Here is a 17970-nt window from a genome sequence, read left to right as displayed (position 1 = left end):
ACGGCAACCGCCGCTCCCCGGTGTGAGGAGCGGCGGTTGCGGTGAAAGCGCTTACTGACGCGGCGGCTGACCCGGGTTCTGCGGAGGCTGCTGCGGCGGGTACGGGCCGCCCGGCGGCGTGCCCGGCGGCGTGCCGTAGTGCTGACCCGGCTGGCGCAGCGGAAGTCCCGGCTGCGGGCCGGTCTGCGACGCGGGCGGTTCCGGCTGCGCCTGCGCCTGCGGCGGCGCGGCGGGTGGCGCGGGCGGCGGGTTGTCCACCGGCGCGACCTGCGGTTGCTGCCCGGACGTTCCGCGCAGCACGTTCGCCGCGGATGACGACGTCGGCGTGCCCAGCGGTCCGGGAACTTCCTGCCGCGCGACCTTTTCCGCCTCCCGCACCGCTTCGGCGATCCGCGGGTCGGTGGAGGTGTCGAACCAGCTGGACACCTCGTCGTCGTCGAAGCTCGGCGGCTTCGCGTCGTCGACAGGCTGCTCGTAGCGGAACACCCCGTCGTCGCCCTGCTTGGCGAACGCGCGGGCGAACTGCTGCAGCGCGTTGCCGTAGTCGCTGGGCAGCAGCCACACCTTGTTCGCGTCGCCCTGCGCCATCTGCGGCAGGGTCTGCAAGTACTGGTATGCCAGCACTTCCGGGGTCGGGCGGCCCGCCTTGACCGCGGCGAACACCTTTTCGATCGCCTTCGCCTGCCCCTGCGCCTGCAGGTAACGGGCCGCGCGTTCACCCTGGGCACGCAGGATCCGCGACTGCCGGTCCGCCTCGGCGGCCATGATCGTGGCCTGCTTCTGGCCTTCCGCGGCGAGGATCTGCGACTGCTTCTGCCCTTCGGCGGTCTTGATCGCGGCTTCCCGCTGGCCTTCGGCGTTGAGAATCATCGCGCGCTTCTCCCGGTCCGCGCGCATCTGCTTCTCCATCGAGTCCTGAATGGACGGTGGCGGCTCGATCGCTTTCAGCTCGACACGCGCGACCCGGATGCCCCACCGGCCGGTGGCCTCGTCCAATACGCCGCGCAACTGGCTGTTGATCTGGTCGCGCGAGGTCAGGGCCTGCTCGAGGGTCATACCACCGACCACGTTCCGCAGCGTGGTCGTGGTCAGCTGCTCGACACCGACGATGTAGTTCGAGATCTCGTAGACCGCGGCCCGGGAGTCGGTCACCTGGAAGTAGACGACGGTGTCGATCGAAACCGTCAGGTTGTCCTCGGTGATCACCGGCTGCGGCGGGAACGTCACGACCTGCTCACGCAGATCGATGCGGGCACGCACTCTGTCCAGGAACGGCACCAGGAAGTTCAGGCCCGGGGAGGCCACCGTGCGGAAACGGCCGAGCCGCTCGATGACGGCGGACTGCGCCTGCGGCACCACCATGATCGCCTTCGCGATCGTGATGATCACGAACAAGGCGATGATTGCGACAACGATGATCGCTGCGGTTGCCAAGATCTCTCCTGTTGCTACCGGTTTTTCTGGTTACGGCTCCGGGGTCACGACGGCCGTGGCACCGGAAATCTCGATCACCGTCACTTTTGTGCCGGGTTCGAGTTGTTCGTCCTCGACGTAGCTGCGCGCCGACCACACGTCGCCACCCAGCCTCACCCGCCCGCCGTGCCCGTCCACAGTGGACACGACGATACCGTGCGTGCCGACGAGGGCGGCGACGCCGGTCTTGATGTGCGGCCCGTGCAGGAAGCGGCGTTTCAGCGCGGGCCTGGCGAGCCAGATCAGACCCCCCGACGCGGCGGCGAACACGATCACGTCGATGATCGCGTTGCCGGTCAGCGCCGCGGTCCCGGCGGCCACCAGTGCTCCGGCGCCGAGCATCACCAGGACGAAGTCGCCGGAGACCACCTCGGCCGCGATGAGCACGACGGCGGCGATGAGCCAGATCAGCGCCGGTGTCATGCGCTCATCGTGGCAGATCGTGAGCACTCACAGCCAGTGAACACGCAAAAAGTTCACGGGGCCGGGCGGCGGTTCAGCCTTCCGGCAGAGTCACGAAGTCGATCAACCGTTCGACGGCGCCGATGAGCGGGGTCTCCAGGTCGCGGAAACTGGACACCGCGCCGAGCACCCGCTGCCAGCCTTCGTAGGGTTCGCCCCAGCCGAGCGCGGCGCAGATTCCTTCCTTCCACGGCGTTCCGCGCGGCACGACCGGCCACTCGCGGATGCCGACGGCCGCCGGTTTCACGGCCTGCCAGATGTCGATGTAGGGGTGCCCGGTCACCAGCACGTTCGCGTCGGTGATCGCGTCGACGAGCCGGGATTCCTTGCTGCCGGACACGAGATGGTCCACCAGCACCCCGAGGCGCCGATGCGGGCCGGTGCCGAATTCCCCGATCCGCCCGGCGAGCACGTCCACCCCGTCGAGCGGTTCGACGACGACACCTTCGACGCGCAGGTCGTGACCCCACACGCGTTCGACGAGTTCCGCGTCGTGCTTGCCCTCGACCCAGATGCGCGAGTCACGCGCGGTGCGTGCCCGCAGGCCTTCGACCTTGACCGACCCGGACGCCGAAACCGTGCGGGCCGGTTTCGCGGTGGCCTTCGGCGGCACGAGCGTCACCGGTTTGCCCTCCAGCAGGAACCCGGCGGGGCTGAGCGGGAAGACGCGATGTTTGCCGCGCCGGTCTTCGAGCACGACGTTGCCGTATTCGAGCCGGACGACCGCGCCGCAGAACCCGCTGCCCGGTTCTTCGACCACCAGCCCCGGCTCGGCGGCGACCTCCGGGATCTTCCGTTTGCGGGGCGCGGCGAAGACGTCGTCATACGAATGGGAACGCACGATTCGCGACGGTAGCGCCGGATTCACCGTCGCGTCGCGCCGCCACGCCGGGAGTTCACAGCGCGGCGGCGAGCGCGAGCAGCCGGTCGGTGGTCGCCGATGGTCCCTGCTCCCGGAGCGGGCGGATCGCCACGAGCACGGCCAGGGCTTGCGACCAGCGGCGCAGCCGGACCGGATCCTGTGACGGCAGCGCGGCGATCGCGTCCTCGAGTTCGCCGTCCGCGCGCAGAACCCAGTCCACGGCGTCGAATGCCGGGTCACCGACGCACGGACGCGGGTCGATCACCATGACCCCGTCGTGTCCGGCGAGGACGTTGGCCGGGTGCAGGTCACCGTGCAGGAGCGCGCGCGGGCCGCCGGTGGCGAGTTCGAGGGACGCGGCACGCGAGGCCGCCATCAGGCGCGGTTCGATGACGCCGTGCGCGCCCCGGCCGGCGAGCTCGAACATGAACCGCACGCGGTCGGCCAGCGGCGGGAACCCGTCCGGTATCGCGACGGCGCGCAGCGGCGGCAGGAGCTCGTCGATCTCCTCGTGTGTCCAGCCGCGCTCGGTGAGCGGGGTGCCGGGTTCGACGCCGGCGAGCAGGATCGCGCCCGCGTCCAGATCTGCCGCCAGCACATCCACCACCCGCGGGCAGTCCCGCCAGGCACGCAACGCCCTGGCCTCGGCTTCGGCGATGGCGCGGTCCGGGGTGAGTTTCAGCACGGCCCGCTCGCCACTTTCGTTGCGGCACAACAACGTCCGGGCGGTGTTGCCCGCCGCGGCGCGTTCGGCACGCAGGCCCCAGCGGCGGGTCAGGCGCGCCACGAGCTCCGGCAGGTCGTCGCACCACGCGGTGACCTGCGGGCCGAATCGCTCGATCAAGCGGGTGCGGGCGGCGGCGTCGAGGTTCAGAACAGCGGCCACGGGATGGCACGCCAGTCGTCACCCGGCTCCGGGAACACCCCGGCCGCCAGCAGCGCCTCCGCGCGGTCGGAGATCGCCTTGATCTCCAGGCCGGTCAGGTGTTCGGCGAGTTCCTCGCCGAGGGAACCGTAGATCTTTTCCGGCAGTGCTTGCAGTTTCTCCACCGCCTCGGCCGGCAGCGCGTCACCGATCCAGCCCCACAGGACCGTCCGCAGCTTCGGCTCGGCGTGCAGGCAGATGCCGTGGTCCACGCCGTAGACGCGGCCATCGGTCCCGGCGAGGACATGCCCGCCCTTGCGGTCGGTGTTGTTGGCGATGATGTCGAGCACCGCGAGGTCCCGGATGCCGGGATGGTCGGCGTGGGTGAGCACGGCGGGTTCGCCGAGCCGGTCATGGGCGTGGAGCACGACACGCCAGCCCGGTGGCACGTCCTCGGGGGCGCGGATGTCGATGAACTCGTCGTCGGAGGTCTCGATCCACAGCTGCACCATGCCCACCCCGAACGGGCCGTCACGCAGCACCGTCGGCGGGACCGCGCCGAGACCGGTCGCGTCCGCCAGCAGGTAGGTCGCGACCTCGCGGCCGGCGAGCGTGCCGTCGGGGAAGTCCCACAGCGGTCGCTCCCCGTTGACCGGTTTGTACACCGCGTTCGCGCGCAGCCCGTCGAGTTCGACCGCGCAGAACAAGGTCACGTTGGAGGCGTCCACCAGGCGGCCCTCGACGTCGAGCTTGCCGTGGACGATGAGGTGCTTCGCGGCGGGGTCGGTGGGGTTCGGGGAGGTGGACACTAGTCTCCGGCCAGATCGGTCTCGCGGCGGTAGCCGTTCTGCCGCGGGCAGATGTGACCGGCCGGGTCGAGCGGCTCACCACACAACGGGCACGGTTTGCGCCCGGCGTTGACGACCCGGTCGGCCCGCTCGGCGAACGCGCGCGCCGCCGCGGGAGTCAGGAACACCCGCACCGCGTCGGGGCCTTCCTCGGTGTCGTCGAGCACGACCGTCTCGTCGACCTCGCCCTCGGTGACGGCGAGCAGTTCGACGACGACGGCTTTGCTTTCGGCGTCCCAGCCCAGCCCCATCGTGCCGACGCGGAACTCCTCCTCCACCGGCACGGTCAGCGGGTCGACATCGACCAGGTTGTCGGGAACCTGCTCGGGCACATCGGCCCCGAACCGGCTGGCGATCTCCTCGAGCAACGAGGCCAGCCGCTCGGCGAGAACCGCGACCTGCTGCTTTTCGATGGTGACGCTGATGGTGCGGACATCCTCGGACGCCTGCAGGTAAAAGGTGCGGTCGCCAGGTTCCCCGACGGTCCCTGCGACGAACCGGTCGGGCTGACGGAAAACGTGGATTACACGAGCCATGGCACCTTCGACCCTAAGCCACCGCTTCATGATCGGCATCCGCCCCCCTGGGATACCGGTTGCGCGGACTTGCTTGGCGGTGCGTGCGGCGGAACCCGACGCGGCCCTGCGCGAGTTGCACGTTCCCGCTGCGCGAGTTGCACGTTCCCGCCGCACGCAACGCTCAACTCGCGCGCTCCCAACGCTCAACTCGCGCGGGCCAATGCCGACTAGAGTGCGGCGGGTGGCTCGGACTGCACCGTATGGAACTTGGCTGTCACCGATCAGTGCGGCGGATGCTGCCGCGGCTGGGGGCGGGCCGCAGTGGCTTGATGTGGTCGATGGCGAGGTGTGGTGGGCCGAGGCCCGGCCGGCCGAAGGTGGGCGCATTGCGCTGGTTCGGGCGGACGGCGCGGAAATGCTGCCCGCACCGTGGAACGCGCGCAACAGGCTGCACGAATACGGGGGCCGCCCGTGGCTGGTCGCCGGGCGCTCGCTGTACTTCACGCACTGGGACGACCAGCGGGTCTACCTCCGCGACCTGGACACCGGTGACGTTTCGGCCGTCACGCCGGAACCCGCGACACCGCACGGCGTTCGCTTCGGTGATCTGCGGCGTGGCACCGGCGGTGAGGTGTGGGCGGTCCGTGAGACGAGCACCGGGCCGCGGCGCACCGACATCCGCCGCGATCTTGTCGCGTTCGCGTACAGCGAAATCCGATCTCTCGCCGCGAGCCACCATTTCCTCACCGCGCCGCAGCTGTCACCGGACGGACAGCATGCCGCGTGGCTGGGCTGGAACCACCCCGCGATGCCGTGGGACGAAACGGAACTGTGCGTAGCCGAGGTGCGACTCGACGGCACGTTCGGCCAGCATCGGGTGCTCGCCGGTGGCGCCGGGGTCTCGGTGTGCCAGGTGGAATGGGAGTCACCGTCGGCGCTGCTGGCGCTCGCGGATCCGGACGGCTGGTGGAACCTGCACCGCATCACTCTCGACGGCACCACGACGAACCTCGCGCCCGTCGCGCGGGAACTCGGCGGGGCGCTGTGGAAGACCGGCTCACGCTGGTTCGTCCCGCTCGGCGAGCGCAGGCACGCGGTGCTGGACTCCGGGCGGCTCGCGGTGCTCGACGAGCATGCCGCCACGGTCACCACCGTCGCACCCGGGCTGAGGTGGGCGGCCTCGATCGCCGCACATGACGGCGGGGTCGCGGGCATCGCGGCCGGGGCGGACTCCGAAAGCGCCGTCGTCCGGGTGGAGCTGCCCTCCGGCGCGGTCACCACGATCGCCGCGGGCGCGGACGCACCACCGGCGCGCTTTCTGCCGGTACCGCAGGAGAGGGTGTTCACCGGCCCGGAGGGCGAACAGATCCCGGCCTTCCTGTACCCACCGTCCAATGTGGACTACACGGGGCCGGACGGGGAGCTGCCGCCGTATCTCGTGCATGTCCACGGCGGACCCACCGGCCGCAACCTCCCGGTGCTGGACCTGGATTTCGCGTACTTCACCAGCCGCGGCATCGGCGTCGTGGCCGTCGACTACGGCGGTTCCACCGGCTACGGGCGCGAATACCGCGAGCGGCTGCGCGAACAATGGGGCGTCGTCGATGTGCGGGACTGTGTCACGGTCGCGCGGGCGCTGGTCGCCGAAGGGCTCGCGGATCCGGCGCGGCTGGCCATCCGCGGTGGGAGCGCGGGCGGGTTCACCACCGCGGCGGCGATGACGACGGAGCGCGTTTTCGGTGCGGGCACGATCAAGTACCCGATCCTCGATCTGGCGGGCTGGACCGGTGACGGCGGCGAGACCCATGACTTCGAGTCCCGATACCTCGACGGCCTGATCGGCCCGCTACCGGAAACCCGGGGCCGCTACGTCGAGCGTTCCCCGTTGGCGCACGAGGATTCGCTCGCCGGGCCGGTGCTGGTGCTGCAGGGGCTCGACGACCAGATCTGTCCGCCGGAGCAGTCCGACCGGTTCGTGAAGTCGTTACGTGGCAAGGGGATCCCGTACGCCTACCTGACCTTCGACGGGGAGCAGCACGGGTTCCGCAAGGCGGAGACGATCATCGCCGCGCTGGAGGCCGAACTTTCCTTCTACGGTCAGGTGTTCGGGTTCGCCACGCCAGGTGTGCCCGAGCTGGAGCTACACCGGTGACGGGTCTGCGCGCCGGGGACACGGTCGCGCTGGTCACCCCGGCCGGGCCGGTGCGGGCGGACCTGCTCGACCGGGCGACCGCGGCGCTGGAGACGTGGGGGCTGACCGTCAAACGGTTTGCCACCGCGGGAAACCGGCACCCGGCGCTGCGCTACCTCGCCGACACCGACGAGCGCCGCGCGGCCGATTTCCAGGCGGCGTGGCGGGATGCGAGCGTCTCCGCGGTGATCTGTGCGCGCGGCGGCTACGGCACCCAGCGGATGCTGGACCTGCTGGACTGGGACGCGTTGCGGGCGGCGGGGCCGAAGATCTTCACCGGCTCCAGCGATGTCACCGCGCTGCACCAGGCGATCGCGGCCCACCTCGGCGTGCCCACACTGTTCTCCCCCATGCCCGGCGGTTCGCTGTGGGACGAGGACGCGGCGGCGCACCTGCACCGCGTCCTGTTCGATCCCGGGACGCCGGTCGTGATCCACGCGCGGGACACCCTCGTCCCGGGCACCGCCGACGGCATCACCACCGGCGGGAACCTGAGCCTGCTCGCCTCCAGCGTCGGTGCTCCCGAGCATCGCCCGGTGCGCGGGGCGATCGCGATCCTGGAGGACGTCGCCGAGGATCCCTACCGGCTCGACCGGATGCTGACCCAGCTGCTGCGCGCCGGCTGGTTCGCGGACGTGACCGGAATCGTGCTCGGTTCCTGGACCGGGTGTGGTGACCCGGCTGAAGTGCGCACGGTACTGGCCGAGCGGCTGGGCCCGCTGGGCGTGCCCGTGCTGTGGGAGGCCGGGTTCGGGCACCTGCCCGGTTCCGTCACCGTCCCGCTCGGGGTGCCCGCCACCATCGACGGGGTAGTCCTGACCTGTGGACCCTACTGCGCCGTTCGTTACTGATGCGACCACAGCCACGGCGATCCGGCCTGCGCAGCAACGTTGCGGACTGCTCGATGTCCGCCTACTTTTGGTCGCATCAGTAAAGCCCGCTTCGCCGCCGCCCGGGTCGCCCGGCTCGCCACCGCCGACGCGTCGGGTGTGCCGCATCTGGTGCCCGTGACGTTCGCGCTCGACGGTGGGGCGATCGTGTTCGCGGTCGACCACAAACCCAAGCGCAGCACCAACCTGCGGAGGTTGCGCAACATCGCCGCCAACCCGGCGGTCAGCTTCCTCGCCGACGGCTACGACGAGGACTGGTCACGCCTGTGGTGGGTCCGCGCCGACGGCGTCGCCCGCATCCTCGCCTCCGCGCCGAGCGCGGTGGAAGCCTTGCAGGCCAAGTATTCCCAGTACCGTGAGCATCCCCCGGAGGGACCGGTGGTGCGCACGGAGGTCAGGTCGTGGCGGAGCTGGTCGGCGAGGTGACCGCGCCGCCCTCAGCGACGCTCTGGCGCCGCCACGCGCCGAGAAGGCCCAGCGGGTCCGGGCGCAACAGCGAGGCGGCGGCGTACACGCCGACGCCGATCATCAGCACCACGAACCACCAGTCGTAGAGCGCCTGCTCGCCGGTCGGGTAGTACGCCATCACCAGGAACACCGCGACCCCGACGACGATCGCCAGATGCCGCCGGCGCCACGGGAACGCCGCCGCCACGACGAAACCCCAGGTGAGATACCAGGGCAGGGTCGGTGGCGCGAGGATCGCGGTGGCCAGCAGGGTCATCGACATCCGGAAGACGGCCTCGTTGCCGCCGAAGCGCGACTTCCACCACTGCCGGACCGCGAACACCCCGAGTGCCGCCACCGCGAGCAGCCGCGCGACGTTGATGAACGGCGACTCGGGCACGTTGATCACCAGGTGCACCAGGGTGTGCGCCAGCTGCCCGATCCCGGTCGGGAAGTTCATCCAGTTCGTGACCAGCGTCGGTGCCTGCAGCCCGGCGACCCAGCCGAGGTTGAACGAGCCGAGCGACACCCAGGTGCCGACGACGAACACGACCCCGAAGATGCCGACCGAGGCCGCGCCGGCCTTCAGGAAGTTACGCCCCCGGTTGTCCCCGGGCAGGTGGTTCGCCCACACCCACACCAGGAACGGCAGCGCGACCGCGGCCGTCGGCTTGATCAGCATGCCGAGGGTGACGAGCACGATCGCGACCACATGCTTGCTTTCCAGCGCGGCGAGCACACCGACGGTGAGGAAACCGAGCATCAGCAGGTCGTTGTGCGGGCCACCGACGAGGTGGATCACGGTCATCGGGCTGGCCACCGCGAGCCACAGCGTGATCGGCAGTTTCCCGCCGAGGCGGCGTACCAGCCGCGGCAGTGCCCAGACCATCGCGCCGAGACCGAGCAGCAGTACCAGCCGCGTGACGATCACCCCGGCGATCACGTCGTCCCCGGTCAGCGCCACGACACCCTTGGCGACCAGCAGGAACAGCGGGCCGTAGGGCGCGGGCGTGGTCTGCCACACCGGGTGCACGTTCTGCACGACGTCGGGCAGCACATTCAGTTCGGCCGGGCCGTGCGCGTACGGGTCGAGCCCGTGCAGCAGCTGCGCGCCCTGGCCGAGGTAGGAGAACACGTCGCGGGTGAACAGCGGCGGCGACACCAGCAGCGGGCCCATCCAGCACGCCGCGGCGATGAGGATCGGGCGGCTGCCGATCCGCCCGGCGAGCATGTACCGGCCCAGCCGCACCCACGCCCACACCACGAGCCCGAACCCGGTGTAGAGCACCGCGTTGGCGAGCATCCGGCCGTGCCCGTACCGCACCCACGACAGCGGCCCGGTGCCGATGACCGGGTCACGGATCAGGACGCCGCCCGCGCCGAGCGCGCCGAGCAGCAACAGCACACTGCCGATGGTCCCGAGGGAAATGGTGCGATACGGGAACCGGGAGGGTACGCGCGCGCGTACCCGGTGCGCCTCGTCGGGCGCCCCGGGTGCCAGGGAGGGAACCTCCGGCGCGGGGTCAGTGGTGGTCGCCATTTCGCTTCCGGAGATTACACACCGCGCTGGAGCGGATTCGCGGCGGCGGCGGATTTCGCGCCACCCGGCAACGCGCCGAGGAGGGCCTTCGTGTAGTCGTGCCGTGGGTCGAGCAGGACCGTGTCGACGGTACCGACCTCGACCAGCCGGCCGCGATACATCACCGCGACCCGGTCGGCGATGTTCCAGGCCAGCCCGAGATCATGCGTGATGACAAGCGCGGCGAGCCCGTGTTCGCGGCGCAGGCGCAGCAGGAGCCCGAGGATCTCACCGCGGACCGACGCGTCCAGGGAGGCCACCGGCTCGTCCGCGACGAGCACGCTCGGCCGCAGCGCCAGCGCCCCGGCGATCACGACGCGCTGGCGTTGCCCGCCGGACAGCTCGTGCGGCAGGCGGGACAGGAACCGTCGGGCCGGACGGAGTTCAGCGGCTTCGAGCGCTTCGATGACTCTCTGTCGTTCGTCACCCGGCAGGCCGTGGATGCGCGGTCCTTCGGCGACGGCCTCGTACACGGTGTGCCGGGGGTTGAGCGCGCTCGCCGGGTCCTGCAGGACGAGCTGCACCTGACGCCGGTACGCCTTCAGCCCGCGCGCGGTGACCGGGCTGCCTTCGAACAGAACCTCGCCCGAGGTCGGCTTTTGCAGGCCCAGCAGGGTGCGGGCGAGCGTGGTCTTACCCGAGCCGGACTGCCCGACGAGGGCGACGATCTCGCCGGCCCGCACTTGCAGGTCCACCCCGGCCACGGCGTTGATGTCCCCGAAGGTGACCCGCAGATCGCGGGCGGCGAGCAGCACCTCGGAGGCGGCCGGGCGGTCCGGTTCCGGCGGCAACGGGGTACTCGTGGCCGGGGCGAAGCGGGACGCCGGGTCACCCACCACCGGGAACGCGGCCGCGAGCGCCCGGCTGTGGTCGTGTTCCGGTGCGGCGAGCAGCTGGGCGCCCGGCCCTTCCTCGACGACTTCGCCCCGGTACAGCACGGCGATGCGGGCACAGGTCGCCGCGAGCACGGAGAGGTCGTGGCTGATCATGATCAGCCCGAGCCGCTGCTCGGTGACCAGCCGGCGCACCAGGTCGAGCACCTGTGCCTGCACGACGACATCCAGCGCGGTGGTCGGTTCGTCGGCGATGATCAGCTGGGGCCGGCAGGCCAGCGCCATCGCGATCATCACGCGCTGGCGCTGCCCGCCGGACAGCTCGTGCGGGTACGCGCCGGCGCGCGACACCGGCAGGTCCACCTGCTCGAGCAGTTCGGCCACGCGGGCGGTGATTTCGGCTTCGGACGGCGGTTTCCGCGCGTGCAGCCGGATCGGCTCGGCGATCTGCGTGCCGACGCGGCGGACGGGGTTGAGCGCGTGCATCGCGCCCTGGAACACGACCGACGCCTCCGCCCACCGCACCGCGCGCAGCCGACCCCAGCGCATCGCCGTCACGTCCTCGCCGCCCAGCAGGATGTCCCCGGTCACGCGCGCGGACTTGGGCAGCAGCCGCAGCACGCTCATCGCGACCGTCGACTTGCCCGAGCCCGACTCCCCCGCCAGACCGAGGGTGTCACCCGACTCCAGCCGCAGGTTCACGCCACGTACGGCCGTCACCTCACCGTCGCCGGTGCGGTAGGTGACGCCGAGATTTCTCAATTCCAGCAAGGGATTCACGGGCGCCGCCCGGGGTTCACGACGTTTTCCAGCGCGCGGCCGACGAGGGTGAAGCACAGCACGATCACCACGATCGCCAGTCCCGGCGGGAGGAGGTACCACCATGCGCCGCCGGTGACCGCACCCGAGGACAGGGCGCGCTGCAGCATCGAGCCCCACGACACCGCGTTCGGGTCACCCAGGCCGAGGAAGGACAATGTGGACTCGGCGATGATCGAATTGCCGACTACGAGCGTGGTGTTGGCGAGTACCAACGGAAGCACCCCCGGCAGCACGTGTGTGCCGATGACGTGGGCGTGTCCGCCGCCGAGTGCCTTTGCGCGTTCGATGTACGGGCGGGCTTCGATGGTCAGTGTCTGTGCCCGCACGAGCCGCGCCGTGGTGGGCCACGACGTGACGCCGACGGCGAGGATGATCGTCGCGATGCCTTGCGGCAGCACGGTGGACAGCGCGATGGCCAGCACCAGCGACGGCAGCACCAGGAAGAAGTCGGTGAATCGCAACAGGATCGCGGCGACCCACCGTCCAAAGTGGCCGGACGCGATACCGACGATGGTGCCGATCAGCACCGACAGGATCGTCGCGGCGAACCCCACCAGCAACGACACCCGGGCACCCCACAGGGTCAGCACCAGCACCGGCCGGCCGTCGATATCGGTGCCGAGCGGGAACCGGCCGCTGGGCGGCTGCAGTGGACGGCCGGGCGCGCCGGTCACATCGAGCCCGGCCGGGTCGGTGATCACCGGCGCCAGGATCGCGAGCACCACGATGAGCGCAAGAATCCCCAGCCCGGCCAGTCCCCCGCGGTGTGCGGCGAACGCCCGCCACCCGCCGATGACGGCCGCGCGGCGGCGCTGCCACACGAGCGCGGTCATCGGGCCCGCACCCGCGGGTCGAGCACCCGGTAGAGCAGCTCGGCGATCAGGTTCAGCACGATGACCGAACCGGCGAGCACCAGGAAAACTCCTTGCAGCAGCGGAAGATCCGGCACGCGCAGCGCCTCGTAGGTCAACAGCCCCAGCCCGGGCCAGGAGAACACGGTCTCCACCGTCACGGTGCCGGACACGACCATGCCGAACTGCAGGAACACCAGCGTCACGGTCGGCAGCAGCGCGTTGGGCACCGCGTGGCGGCGGCGCACCAGATCGTCACGCAGCCCTTTCGCCCGTGCCGTGGTGAGGTAGTCGGCACCCATCTCCGCCAGCAGCGACGAACGCATCACCAGCATGTACTGCGCGTAGAGCACCGCCAGCAGCGTCACGCACGGCAGCACCAGGTGGTAGGCGATCGTCCCGGCCTGGGCGAGGAAACCCGGCCCGGCGCCGGGTGAGCGCATGCCGCCGCTGGGGAACAACCCGTGGGTGGCGATGAGCAGCAGCAGACCGAGCCAGAACTGCGGCACCGACCACAACGTCAGCGCGACACCGGTGTGGGTGCGGTCGAACACGCTGCCGCGGCGCCATGCCGCCCGCACCCCGAGCCACAGCCCGAGCGCGACCGCGAGCACGGTCGCGGTGCCGACGAGCAGCACGGTGGGCCAGAACCGTTCCGCGATCAGGTCGGCGACCGGCCGGTTGTAGCCGAACGATGTGCCGAGATCACCGCGGGCGAGATCGGCGAGGTACCCGGAAAACTGGTGCCACAGCGGCTTGTCCACGCCCAGGCGCTCCCGCAGCTGCGCGATCTGCCCTGGACTGGTCGGCCGGTCGCGGGTGATCGTCGCGACCGGGTCACCGGGGATCATCCGGAACAGCAGGAAACCCAGCGCCACCACGAGCAGCAGACTGGTGACCGCCGCGCCGAGCTTGCCCAGCACGAACCGGGCCGTGCCATAACGGGCGCGCCGCTCGCCGGTCAGGGCGGCGCCGGTGAGGGTGTCCGTCACGGCTACTCCCGGTCGTCCGCGGAGGACCGCCGCCGCGCTGCCGCCACCCCGCCGATCGCGACCACGACGAGCACCGCGGCTCCGATCCCGGCCCACGCGCCGGCCGGCAACCCGTTGCCACCGCCGGAATGTGCCGCGGGCACGGCGCCGTAGAAACCCCAGTAGCCGCTCTGTTCCATGATCGTGCCGGTGTGCGCGGGCTGCTGGGGAAACCCGGTGAACCGGTCGGAACGGTAGGCCTCCAGCGGATTGTCGTAGTCGATGACGAAGCTGGGCACCTGATCGTAGTAGCGGGCCTGCGCCTGCTTGACGAGGTCCGCGCGCCGCGCTGGGTCCAGTTCCGCGCTTTCCTGCGTATACAGCGCGTCGAATTGCGGGTCGCAGAAGAACGAGGCGCTACTGCTGCTGCCGGAGGTGGCCGGCAGCGCCCCGCAGCTCTGCTTCGCGAGCGTGTAGTCCGGGTCGGGACTGGTGCCCCAGCCGGAGAAGGCCAGATCGTAGGTGCCGGCGTTGGTGCGGTCGTCGACCTCGTTGTCCGACACGAGTTGTTTCGTGACGCCGATGCCGATCGCCCCGAGCCAGCTGACCACATAATCGGCCGCTCGCTGGGAGAAATCCTCACTCGCCTTGCCGAGCAAGCGCAGCCGCAGCGGTGCGCCGTCCCGGCCGGTGCGGCTGCCGTCGGCGCCCCTGAGGTAGCCGGCGGCGTCGAGGGCGGCGTTCGCCGCGGCCGGGTCGAACCGGTAACGCTGCGCGTCGGCCGGGTCCCAGTGGTATTTCGGGTACGCCGTGGGCAGCAGCCCGCCGCCGAGCCGGCCGTCGCCGCCGAGGACCTTGTCGATGAGCGTCCGCGGATCGATCGCCTGCGCAATCGCCCTGCGCACCCGCACGTCGGTGAGTGCCGGGTTCCCGTCCCCGATGGGCCGGCGGGCCAGTGTCTGCGCGCCGGGGTTCATCAGCAGCTCGCGGTAGCGGCGGCCGGTCGCCTTGTTCGTGGTGATCCCCGGCTGGCCGGTCAGTGCGTCGAACTGGGTCGAGGTGAGCCGGTTGACCAGGTCCACTTCGTCGTTGCGCAGCGCGTTCACCGCGGCGTCGGCGTTTTTGTAGGTGATGAACTGCAGCTCGTCGTAGCGGGCTTTGCCGCGCCAGTACTCGGGGTTGGCTTTCAGGCGCACCAGCTCGTTCGGGCGGTACTCGGTGATCAGGAACGGCCCGTCACCGACGCCGACGACCGGCACCGAGTCGGTCCGGGGATCCTCCATGTCGCGGATCCCGGCCCAGACGTGTTCGGGCACGATCGGCACGTCGAGCGCGGTCATGCTGGCCTGCGGCGCCTTCGTGGTGATCACGAGGGTGTGCTCGTCGGGCGCGGTGACGCTCGCGAAGTTTTCGACGTAGGTGCCGTTGGCTTCTTGCGCCTTGTCGTCGGTGATGATCCGGTTGAAGGTGAACGCCGCGTCCTTCGCGGTCACCGGTTCGCCGTCGGACCAGTGCACGTCCTGGCGGATCCGGTAGGTCCAGGTCAGCTTGTCGGCCGAGGTGGTCCACGATTCGGCGAGCCCGGGGCTGGGCGTGTTGTCCTCGGCCGAGGGCAGGGTCAGGAACTCCCACGACAGCCGCCCGATCATGGTGCTCGACGCGAACGAAGCGAGGAACGGGTTGAGATGATCGACGTCCTGCACGAGCGCGACCCGCAGCACCGCGCCTTGCTGTGCCTGGGCCGGGACCGGGCCCGCCATGACCGTCACCGCCAGCACCGCCACACCGGCGCGCCATCGTGTGGACACCCGCACCTGGTCCCACCTTCCCGCGACTCCCCTGAGGCGAGAAAGTAACCACATACGCGGTTATCCGCGCAATATCTGACCGCGCTTCGTTACCTTCGAGGTCTGGACCACTGGGGTCAGCGACGGCGGCGCTGCTCGGGCAGCGGCGGCGGCTGGTACCCGAACTCGAGCACCGCCTGCGGATTGACCTGGCCGCCAAGGAAAACACGCAACTCGGGCCGCGCCTTCTGCACGGCTTCCGGCCGCAGCAACACGACCACCGGCGCGCCCTGGACGTGACTGGTGAGCAGCACCCGCTGCAACGCGCGGCCCGCCTGCAACTGGCCGCGGACCGAATCGCTGTGGGAATTCAGCACCGCGAGCAGACCACCGCGAGGCCGCCCGGTGAGCCAGCCCGCCTCGGTGAGCCGGCGGTCGAGCGCACCGACCTCGGCGGCGGGATCCAACAACACCAGCTCGCTCTCCTCGCGAGCCGCGGCGCGCACCAGCGTCGTGCGAACGTTGGCGGGCAACAGGTTTCCGGGCAACGGGCCGTCGTGCTCGTGCAGCCCGGTGACCGCGCCCGCCAGCGCACCGTCGGCCGCGCTCGGGATGCAGGTGGCGCGGATCGACACGGCGGCGACGAGCTCGGGGCGGGTGCGGTCGGGGAACAGGTCCACCGTCGCCGCGTGCCCCTGGGCCCGCAACGTCAGCTGCATGTTCAGCACGGCGGCACCGCAGGCGGCGAGTGTCTCGCGGTCGGTGTCGCCGAGCACCACGTCGATCCGGCCGCGGCCCGGTTCGGCCCGGCACGCCTGGTCGCCGGTGCGCAAGGCTCGCCCGGCGGCGGCGATCGCGGAGGTGATGTGCTCGGGTTCCGACAAAGTCCTCGGCATCGAAATGCTGCTCTCTCGAGGGAAAGGGTTCTGGGGTGCGCGCCGGGCGGCGGCCACGCGGAAGAATACGGCGTCCCTGCCTACGGTCTTTGTACTCTCTCCGGTGCGCGCGCTCCAGACCCTAATCTGGGCGAATGTTCCCCGTGGCCGCCACCTGGTGGAGTGAACCCGTCAGCTCGCCAGTTTCGCGTAGACGATGACGTTGTCGAGGTAGTTCCGGTTCGCCGCGTCGTAGGCGCCGCCGCAGGTGATGAGGCGGAGCTCGGGGTCGGGGGTGTCGCCGTAGACCGCGTCGGTGGGGAATTCCTTCTTCGCCACCTGGTCGACCTTTGTCACCGCGAACGTGAGCGCGGCGCCGTTGGCCTGACCGATGCGGACCTGGTCGCCGGCCTTCACGTCGCGCAGCCGCCAGAAGATGCCTTTCTGGTGGTTGCCGTCGATATGCCCGAGGATCACCGCGGGCCCGACCTGGCCGGGCACCGGGCTGTACCGGTACCAGCCTGCCTGCAACGGCTGGTCCACCGGCGGCACCTCGATGGTGCGGTCCGGGTTGAGCCCGAGCTCCACGAGACTCGAGTGGGCGCTGATACTCGGCAGGTCCACCCAGGTGGGCGGCGCCGTCGCCGGCTGCTGGGCCGACGACGGCGCCGGTGCGGGCGCGGCAGGGGGGACCGCGTCCGCACCGCACCCGGCGAGCAGCACCGTCGCGAACACCGCGAGCAGCACCGCCGCCCAGTGGCGGAAACCGTTGCGCCGCATCAGTTTCCGCTCAGGGCCGCGAGGCTGCCGTCGCCGGTCTGCGGGGCGCCCGCCGGGACGACACGGACCTGCCCGGTGCCGTTCGAGCCGCCGGCGGGGGCGGCCGTGGTGGGCGTGGGGCTGGGTGTGGTGACCGCCGTGGCCGCGCCACACGTCACCGAGGACAGCACGATGTCGCCCGTGCCGAGCGCGCCGGTGAGCTGCCCGCCGAGCAGCTTGAGGTGCAGCGCGTTCACGGTGAGGCTGCCGTCGTTGTGCCGGACCTGCTCGTTGACGATCACCTGCGCGATCTCGGGCACGCTCAGCGTGGTGTCCGGCGGCGCCGCGACCGGGACCTTGCCGAGCCTGCCGAGGTCGAGCCCGGCGACCTGGGCGCTACCGGTGACGCCGTCGGCGGTCGAGGTGCAGGTCGCGCTGATCACGTCGGCGGACGGGGTGCCGCCGGTGAGCCCGGCGAGCACCGGCAGTGTGGCGTCCACGATCGAGGCCTTCGCGTTGACCTGCCCCGTTTTCGGGTCGTGCTGGGCCGAGCTGGTGATCGCCCGCGCGGTGACCAGGCCGCGCAGCGGCGCGTCGACGACGGAGGCGCCGGCCGGGCCCGCGGTGCTGGAGGGCGCGAGCCGGCCGGTGTCCACGGTCGGCCCGGCCTGCCCGAGCACGCCCGGCAGCAGCGACACACTCGCCGACGCGCCGTAGGCGGAACCCTCGCCCGGCCCGGTGGCCGCAGTGGCGGGGGTGAGTGCGCCGGCCAGCAACGTGCCGGCCGCGAGGCCGAGCACACCGCAGGAGCGCAGCACGGTAAGCCGCATGAGATATCCCTTCGAAAGCTTGAAAAATGGCGCCACGCAAGCAAAACCGGTCCCCCGACCACGGTGTGCCGCACCACGTGAGCGAGCGGGCGTCAGGAAGCTACCAA

Annotated in this window: 17 protein-coding genes; 3 read left to right on the top strand and 14 right to left on the bottom strand. The window is 70.9% G+C overall.

The window, feature by feature from the left end:
- Window positions 1–51 precede the first annotated feature (51 nt).
- The 6 genes from GKO32_RS21050 to GKO32_RS21025 all read right to left on the bottom strand — a co-directional run bounded on the left by GKO32_RS21050 (window position 52) and on the right by GKO32_RS21025 (window position 5046).
- A complete protein-coding gene (locus GKO32_RS21050; protein WP_166459670.1) occupies window positions 52–1434 on the bottom strand; it encodes an SPFH domain-containing protein in 1383 nt (460 codons plus the stop codon).
- A 30-nt stretch (window positions 1435–1464) separates the two neighbouring features.
- On the bottom strand, window positions 1465–1896 hold the full coding sequence (locus tag GKO32_RS21045) for an NfeD family protein (RefSeq protein WP_154758599.1): 432 nt from the start codon (window positions 1894–1896) through the stop codon (window positions 1465–1467).
- Window positions 1897–1969: 73 nt separating this feature from the next.
- The gene (locus GKO32_RS21040) at window positions 1970–2776 is read right to left on the bottom strand and encodes a DUF3097 domain-containing protein (RefSeq protein WP_312868264.1); all 807 of its coding nucleotides are present in this window, start codon (window positions 2774–2776) and stop codon (window positions 1970–1972) included.
- A 55-nt stretch (window positions 2777–2831) separates the two neighbouring features.
- Window positions 2832–3683, bottom strand: coding sequence for an aminoglycoside phosphotransferase family protein (locus GKO32_RS21035; protein ID WP_312868262.1), 852 nt, complete (start codon window positions 3681–3683; stop codon window positions 2832–2834).
- Window positions 3668–4471: an Rv2133c family protein gene (locus tag GKO32_RS21030; protein ID WP_312868261.1), complete on the bottom strand. Its 804-nt coding sequence runs from the start codon at window positions 4469–4471 to the stop codon at window positions 3668–3670. Before GKO32_RS21030 ends, GKO32_RS21035 begins: the two co-directional genes overlap by 16 nt.
- Complete coding sequence (locus GKO32_RS21025) at window positions 4471–5046, bottom strand: Rv2134c family protein (RefSeq protein WP_154758596.1); 576 nt, start codon at window positions 5044–5046, stop codon at window positions 4471–4473. The genes GKO32_RS21030 and GKO32_RS21025 overlap by 1 nt, the downstream gene beginning before the upstream one ends.
- Window positions 5047–5269: 223 nt before the next feature.
- On the opposite strand from GKO32_RS21025, the gene GKO32_RS21020 reads away from it, so the two are divergent.
- The 3 genes from GKO32_RS21020 to GKO32_RS21010 are packed head-to-tail and all read left to right on the top strand — an operon-like array spanning window position 5270 to window position 8535.
- Complete coding sequence (locus GKO32_RS21020) at window positions 5270–7180, top strand: prolyl oligopeptidase family serine peptidase (protein ID WP_312868260.1); 1911 nt, start codon at window positions 5270–5272, stop codon at window positions 7178–7180.
- On the top strand, window positions 7177–8070 hold the full coding sequence (locus GKO32_RS21015; RefSeq protein ID WP_312868259.1) for a S66 peptidase family protein: 894 nt from the start codon (window positions 7177–7179) through the stop codon (window positions 8068–8070). Before GKO32_RS21020 ends, GKO32_RS21015 begins: the two co-directional genes overlap by 4 nt.
- Before the next feature lie 39 nt (window positions 8071–8109).
- Window positions 8110–8535 (top strand): TIGR03668 family PPOX class F420-dependent oxidoreductase, encoded by a 426-nt coding sequence (locus GKO32_RS21010; RefSeq protein WP_154758594.1) that lies wholly within the window; start codon window positions 8110–8112, stop codon window positions 8533–8535.
- Here GKO32_RS21010 and mptB read toward each other — a convergent pair.
- The 8 genes from mptB to GKO32_RS20970 all read right to left on the bottom strand — a co-directional run bounded on the left by mptB (window position 8504) and on the right by GKO32_RS20970 (window position 17863).
- Window positions 8504–10096 (bottom strand): polyprenol phosphomannose-dependent alpha 1,6 mannosyltransferase MptB, encoded by a 1593-nt coding sequence (gene mptB, locus GKO32_RS21005; RefSeq protein WP_154758593.1) that lies wholly within the window; start codon window positions 10094–10096, stop codon window positions 8504–8506. The two genes, GKO32_RS21010 and mptB, sit on opposite strands and share 32 nt — an antisense overlap.
- A gap of 14 nt (window positions 10097–10110) precedes the next feature.
- The gene (gene nikE / locus GKO32_RS21000; protein ID WP_312868257.1) at window positions 10111–11748 is read right to left on the bottom strand and encodes a nickel ABC transporter ATP-binding protein NikE; all 1638 of its coding nucleotides are present in this window, start codon (window positions 11746–11748) and stop codon (window positions 10111–10113) included.
- Window positions 11745–12623: an ABC transporter permease gene (locus tag GKO32_RS20995; RefSeq protein WP_154758591.1), complete on the bottom strand. Its 879-nt coding sequence runs from the start codon at window positions 12621–12623 to the stop codon at window positions 11745–11747. The genes nikE and GKO32_RS20995 overlap by 4 nt, the downstream gene beginning before the upstream one ends.
- The gene (locus GKO32_RS20990) at window positions 12620–13633 is read right to left on the bottom strand and encodes an ABC transporter permease (protein ID WP_312868256.1); all 1014 of its coding nucleotides are present in this window, start codon (window positions 13631–13633) and stop codon (window positions 12620–12622) included. The genes GKO32_RS20995 and GKO32_RS20990 overlap by 4 nt, the downstream gene beginning before the upstream one ends.
- A gap of 2 nt (window positions 13634–13635) precedes the next feature.
- Entirely contained in the window at window positions 13636–15372 is a 1737-nt protein-coding gene (locus GKO32_RS20985; protein ID WP_246244238.1) for an ABC transporter substrate-binding protein, read from the bottom strand.
- A 164-nt stretch (window positions 15373–15536) separates the two neighbouring features.
- A complete protein-coding gene (locus tag GKO32_RS20980) occupies window positions 15537–16295 on the bottom strand; it encodes a hypothetical protein (protein ID WP_154758589.1) in 759 nt (252 codons plus the stop codon).
- Window positions 16296–16466: 171 nt separating this feature from the next.
- Window positions 16467–17054, bottom strand: a complete 588-nt coding sequence (locus GKO32_RS20975; RefSeq protein ID WP_154758588.1) for a class F sortase — start codon at window positions 17052–17054, stop codon at window positions 16467–16469.
- A complete protein-coding gene (locus GKO32_RS20970; RefSeq protein ID WP_154758587.1) occupies window positions 17054–17863 on the bottom strand; it encodes a choice-of-anchor P domain-containing protein in 810 nt (269 codons plus the stop codon). Before GKO32_RS20970 ends, GKO32_RS20975 begins: the two co-directional genes overlap by 1 nt.
- Window positions 17864–17970 lie beyond the last annotated feature (107 nt).

This window comes from Amycolatopsis pithecellobii (genome assembly GCF_009707865.1).
Classification (GTDB): Bacteria; Actinomycetota; Actinomycetes; order Mycobacteriales; family Pseudonocardiaceae; genus Amycolatopsis_E; species Amycolatopsis_E pithecellobii.
This window is presented reverse-complemented; position numbering and strand designations above follow the sequence as displayed.

Bases quoted from the DNA above. Each gene is read 5' to 3' on its own strand.
- mptB (WP_154758593.1), bottom strand. From the start codon at position 10,096: ATGGCGACCACCACTGACCCCGCGCCGGAGGTTCCCTCCCTGGCACCC.
- GKO32_RS21025 (WP_154758596.1), bottom strand. From the start codon at position 5,046: ATGGCTCGTGTAATCCACGTTTTCCGTCAGCCCGACCGGTTCGTCGCA.
- GKO32_RS20970 (WP_154758587.1), bottom strand. From the start codon at position 17,863: ATGCGGCTTACCGTGCTGCGCTCCTGCGGTGTGCTCGGCCTCGCGGCC.
- GKO32_RS20975 (WP_154758588.1), bottom strand. From the start codon at position 17,054: ATGCGGCGCAACGGTTTCCGCCACTGGGCGGCGGTGCTGCTCGCGGTG.
- GKO32_RS21045 (WP_154758599.1), bottom strand. From the start codon at position 1,896: ATGACACCGGCGCTGATCTGGCTCATCGCCGCCGTCGTGCTCATCGCG.
- GKO32_RS20985 (WP_246244238.1), bottom strand. From the start codon at position 15,372: ATGGCGGGCCCGGTCCCGGCCCAGGCACAGCAAGGCGCGGTGCTGCGG.
- GKO32_RS20995 (WP_154758591.1), bottom strand. From the start codon at position 12,623: ATGACCGCGCTCGTGTGGCAGCGCCGCCGCGCGGCCGTCATCGGCGGG.
- GKO32_RS20980 (WP_154758589.1), bottom strand. From the start codon at position 16,295: ATGCCGAGGACTTTGTCGGAACCCGAGCACATCACCTCCGCGATCGCC.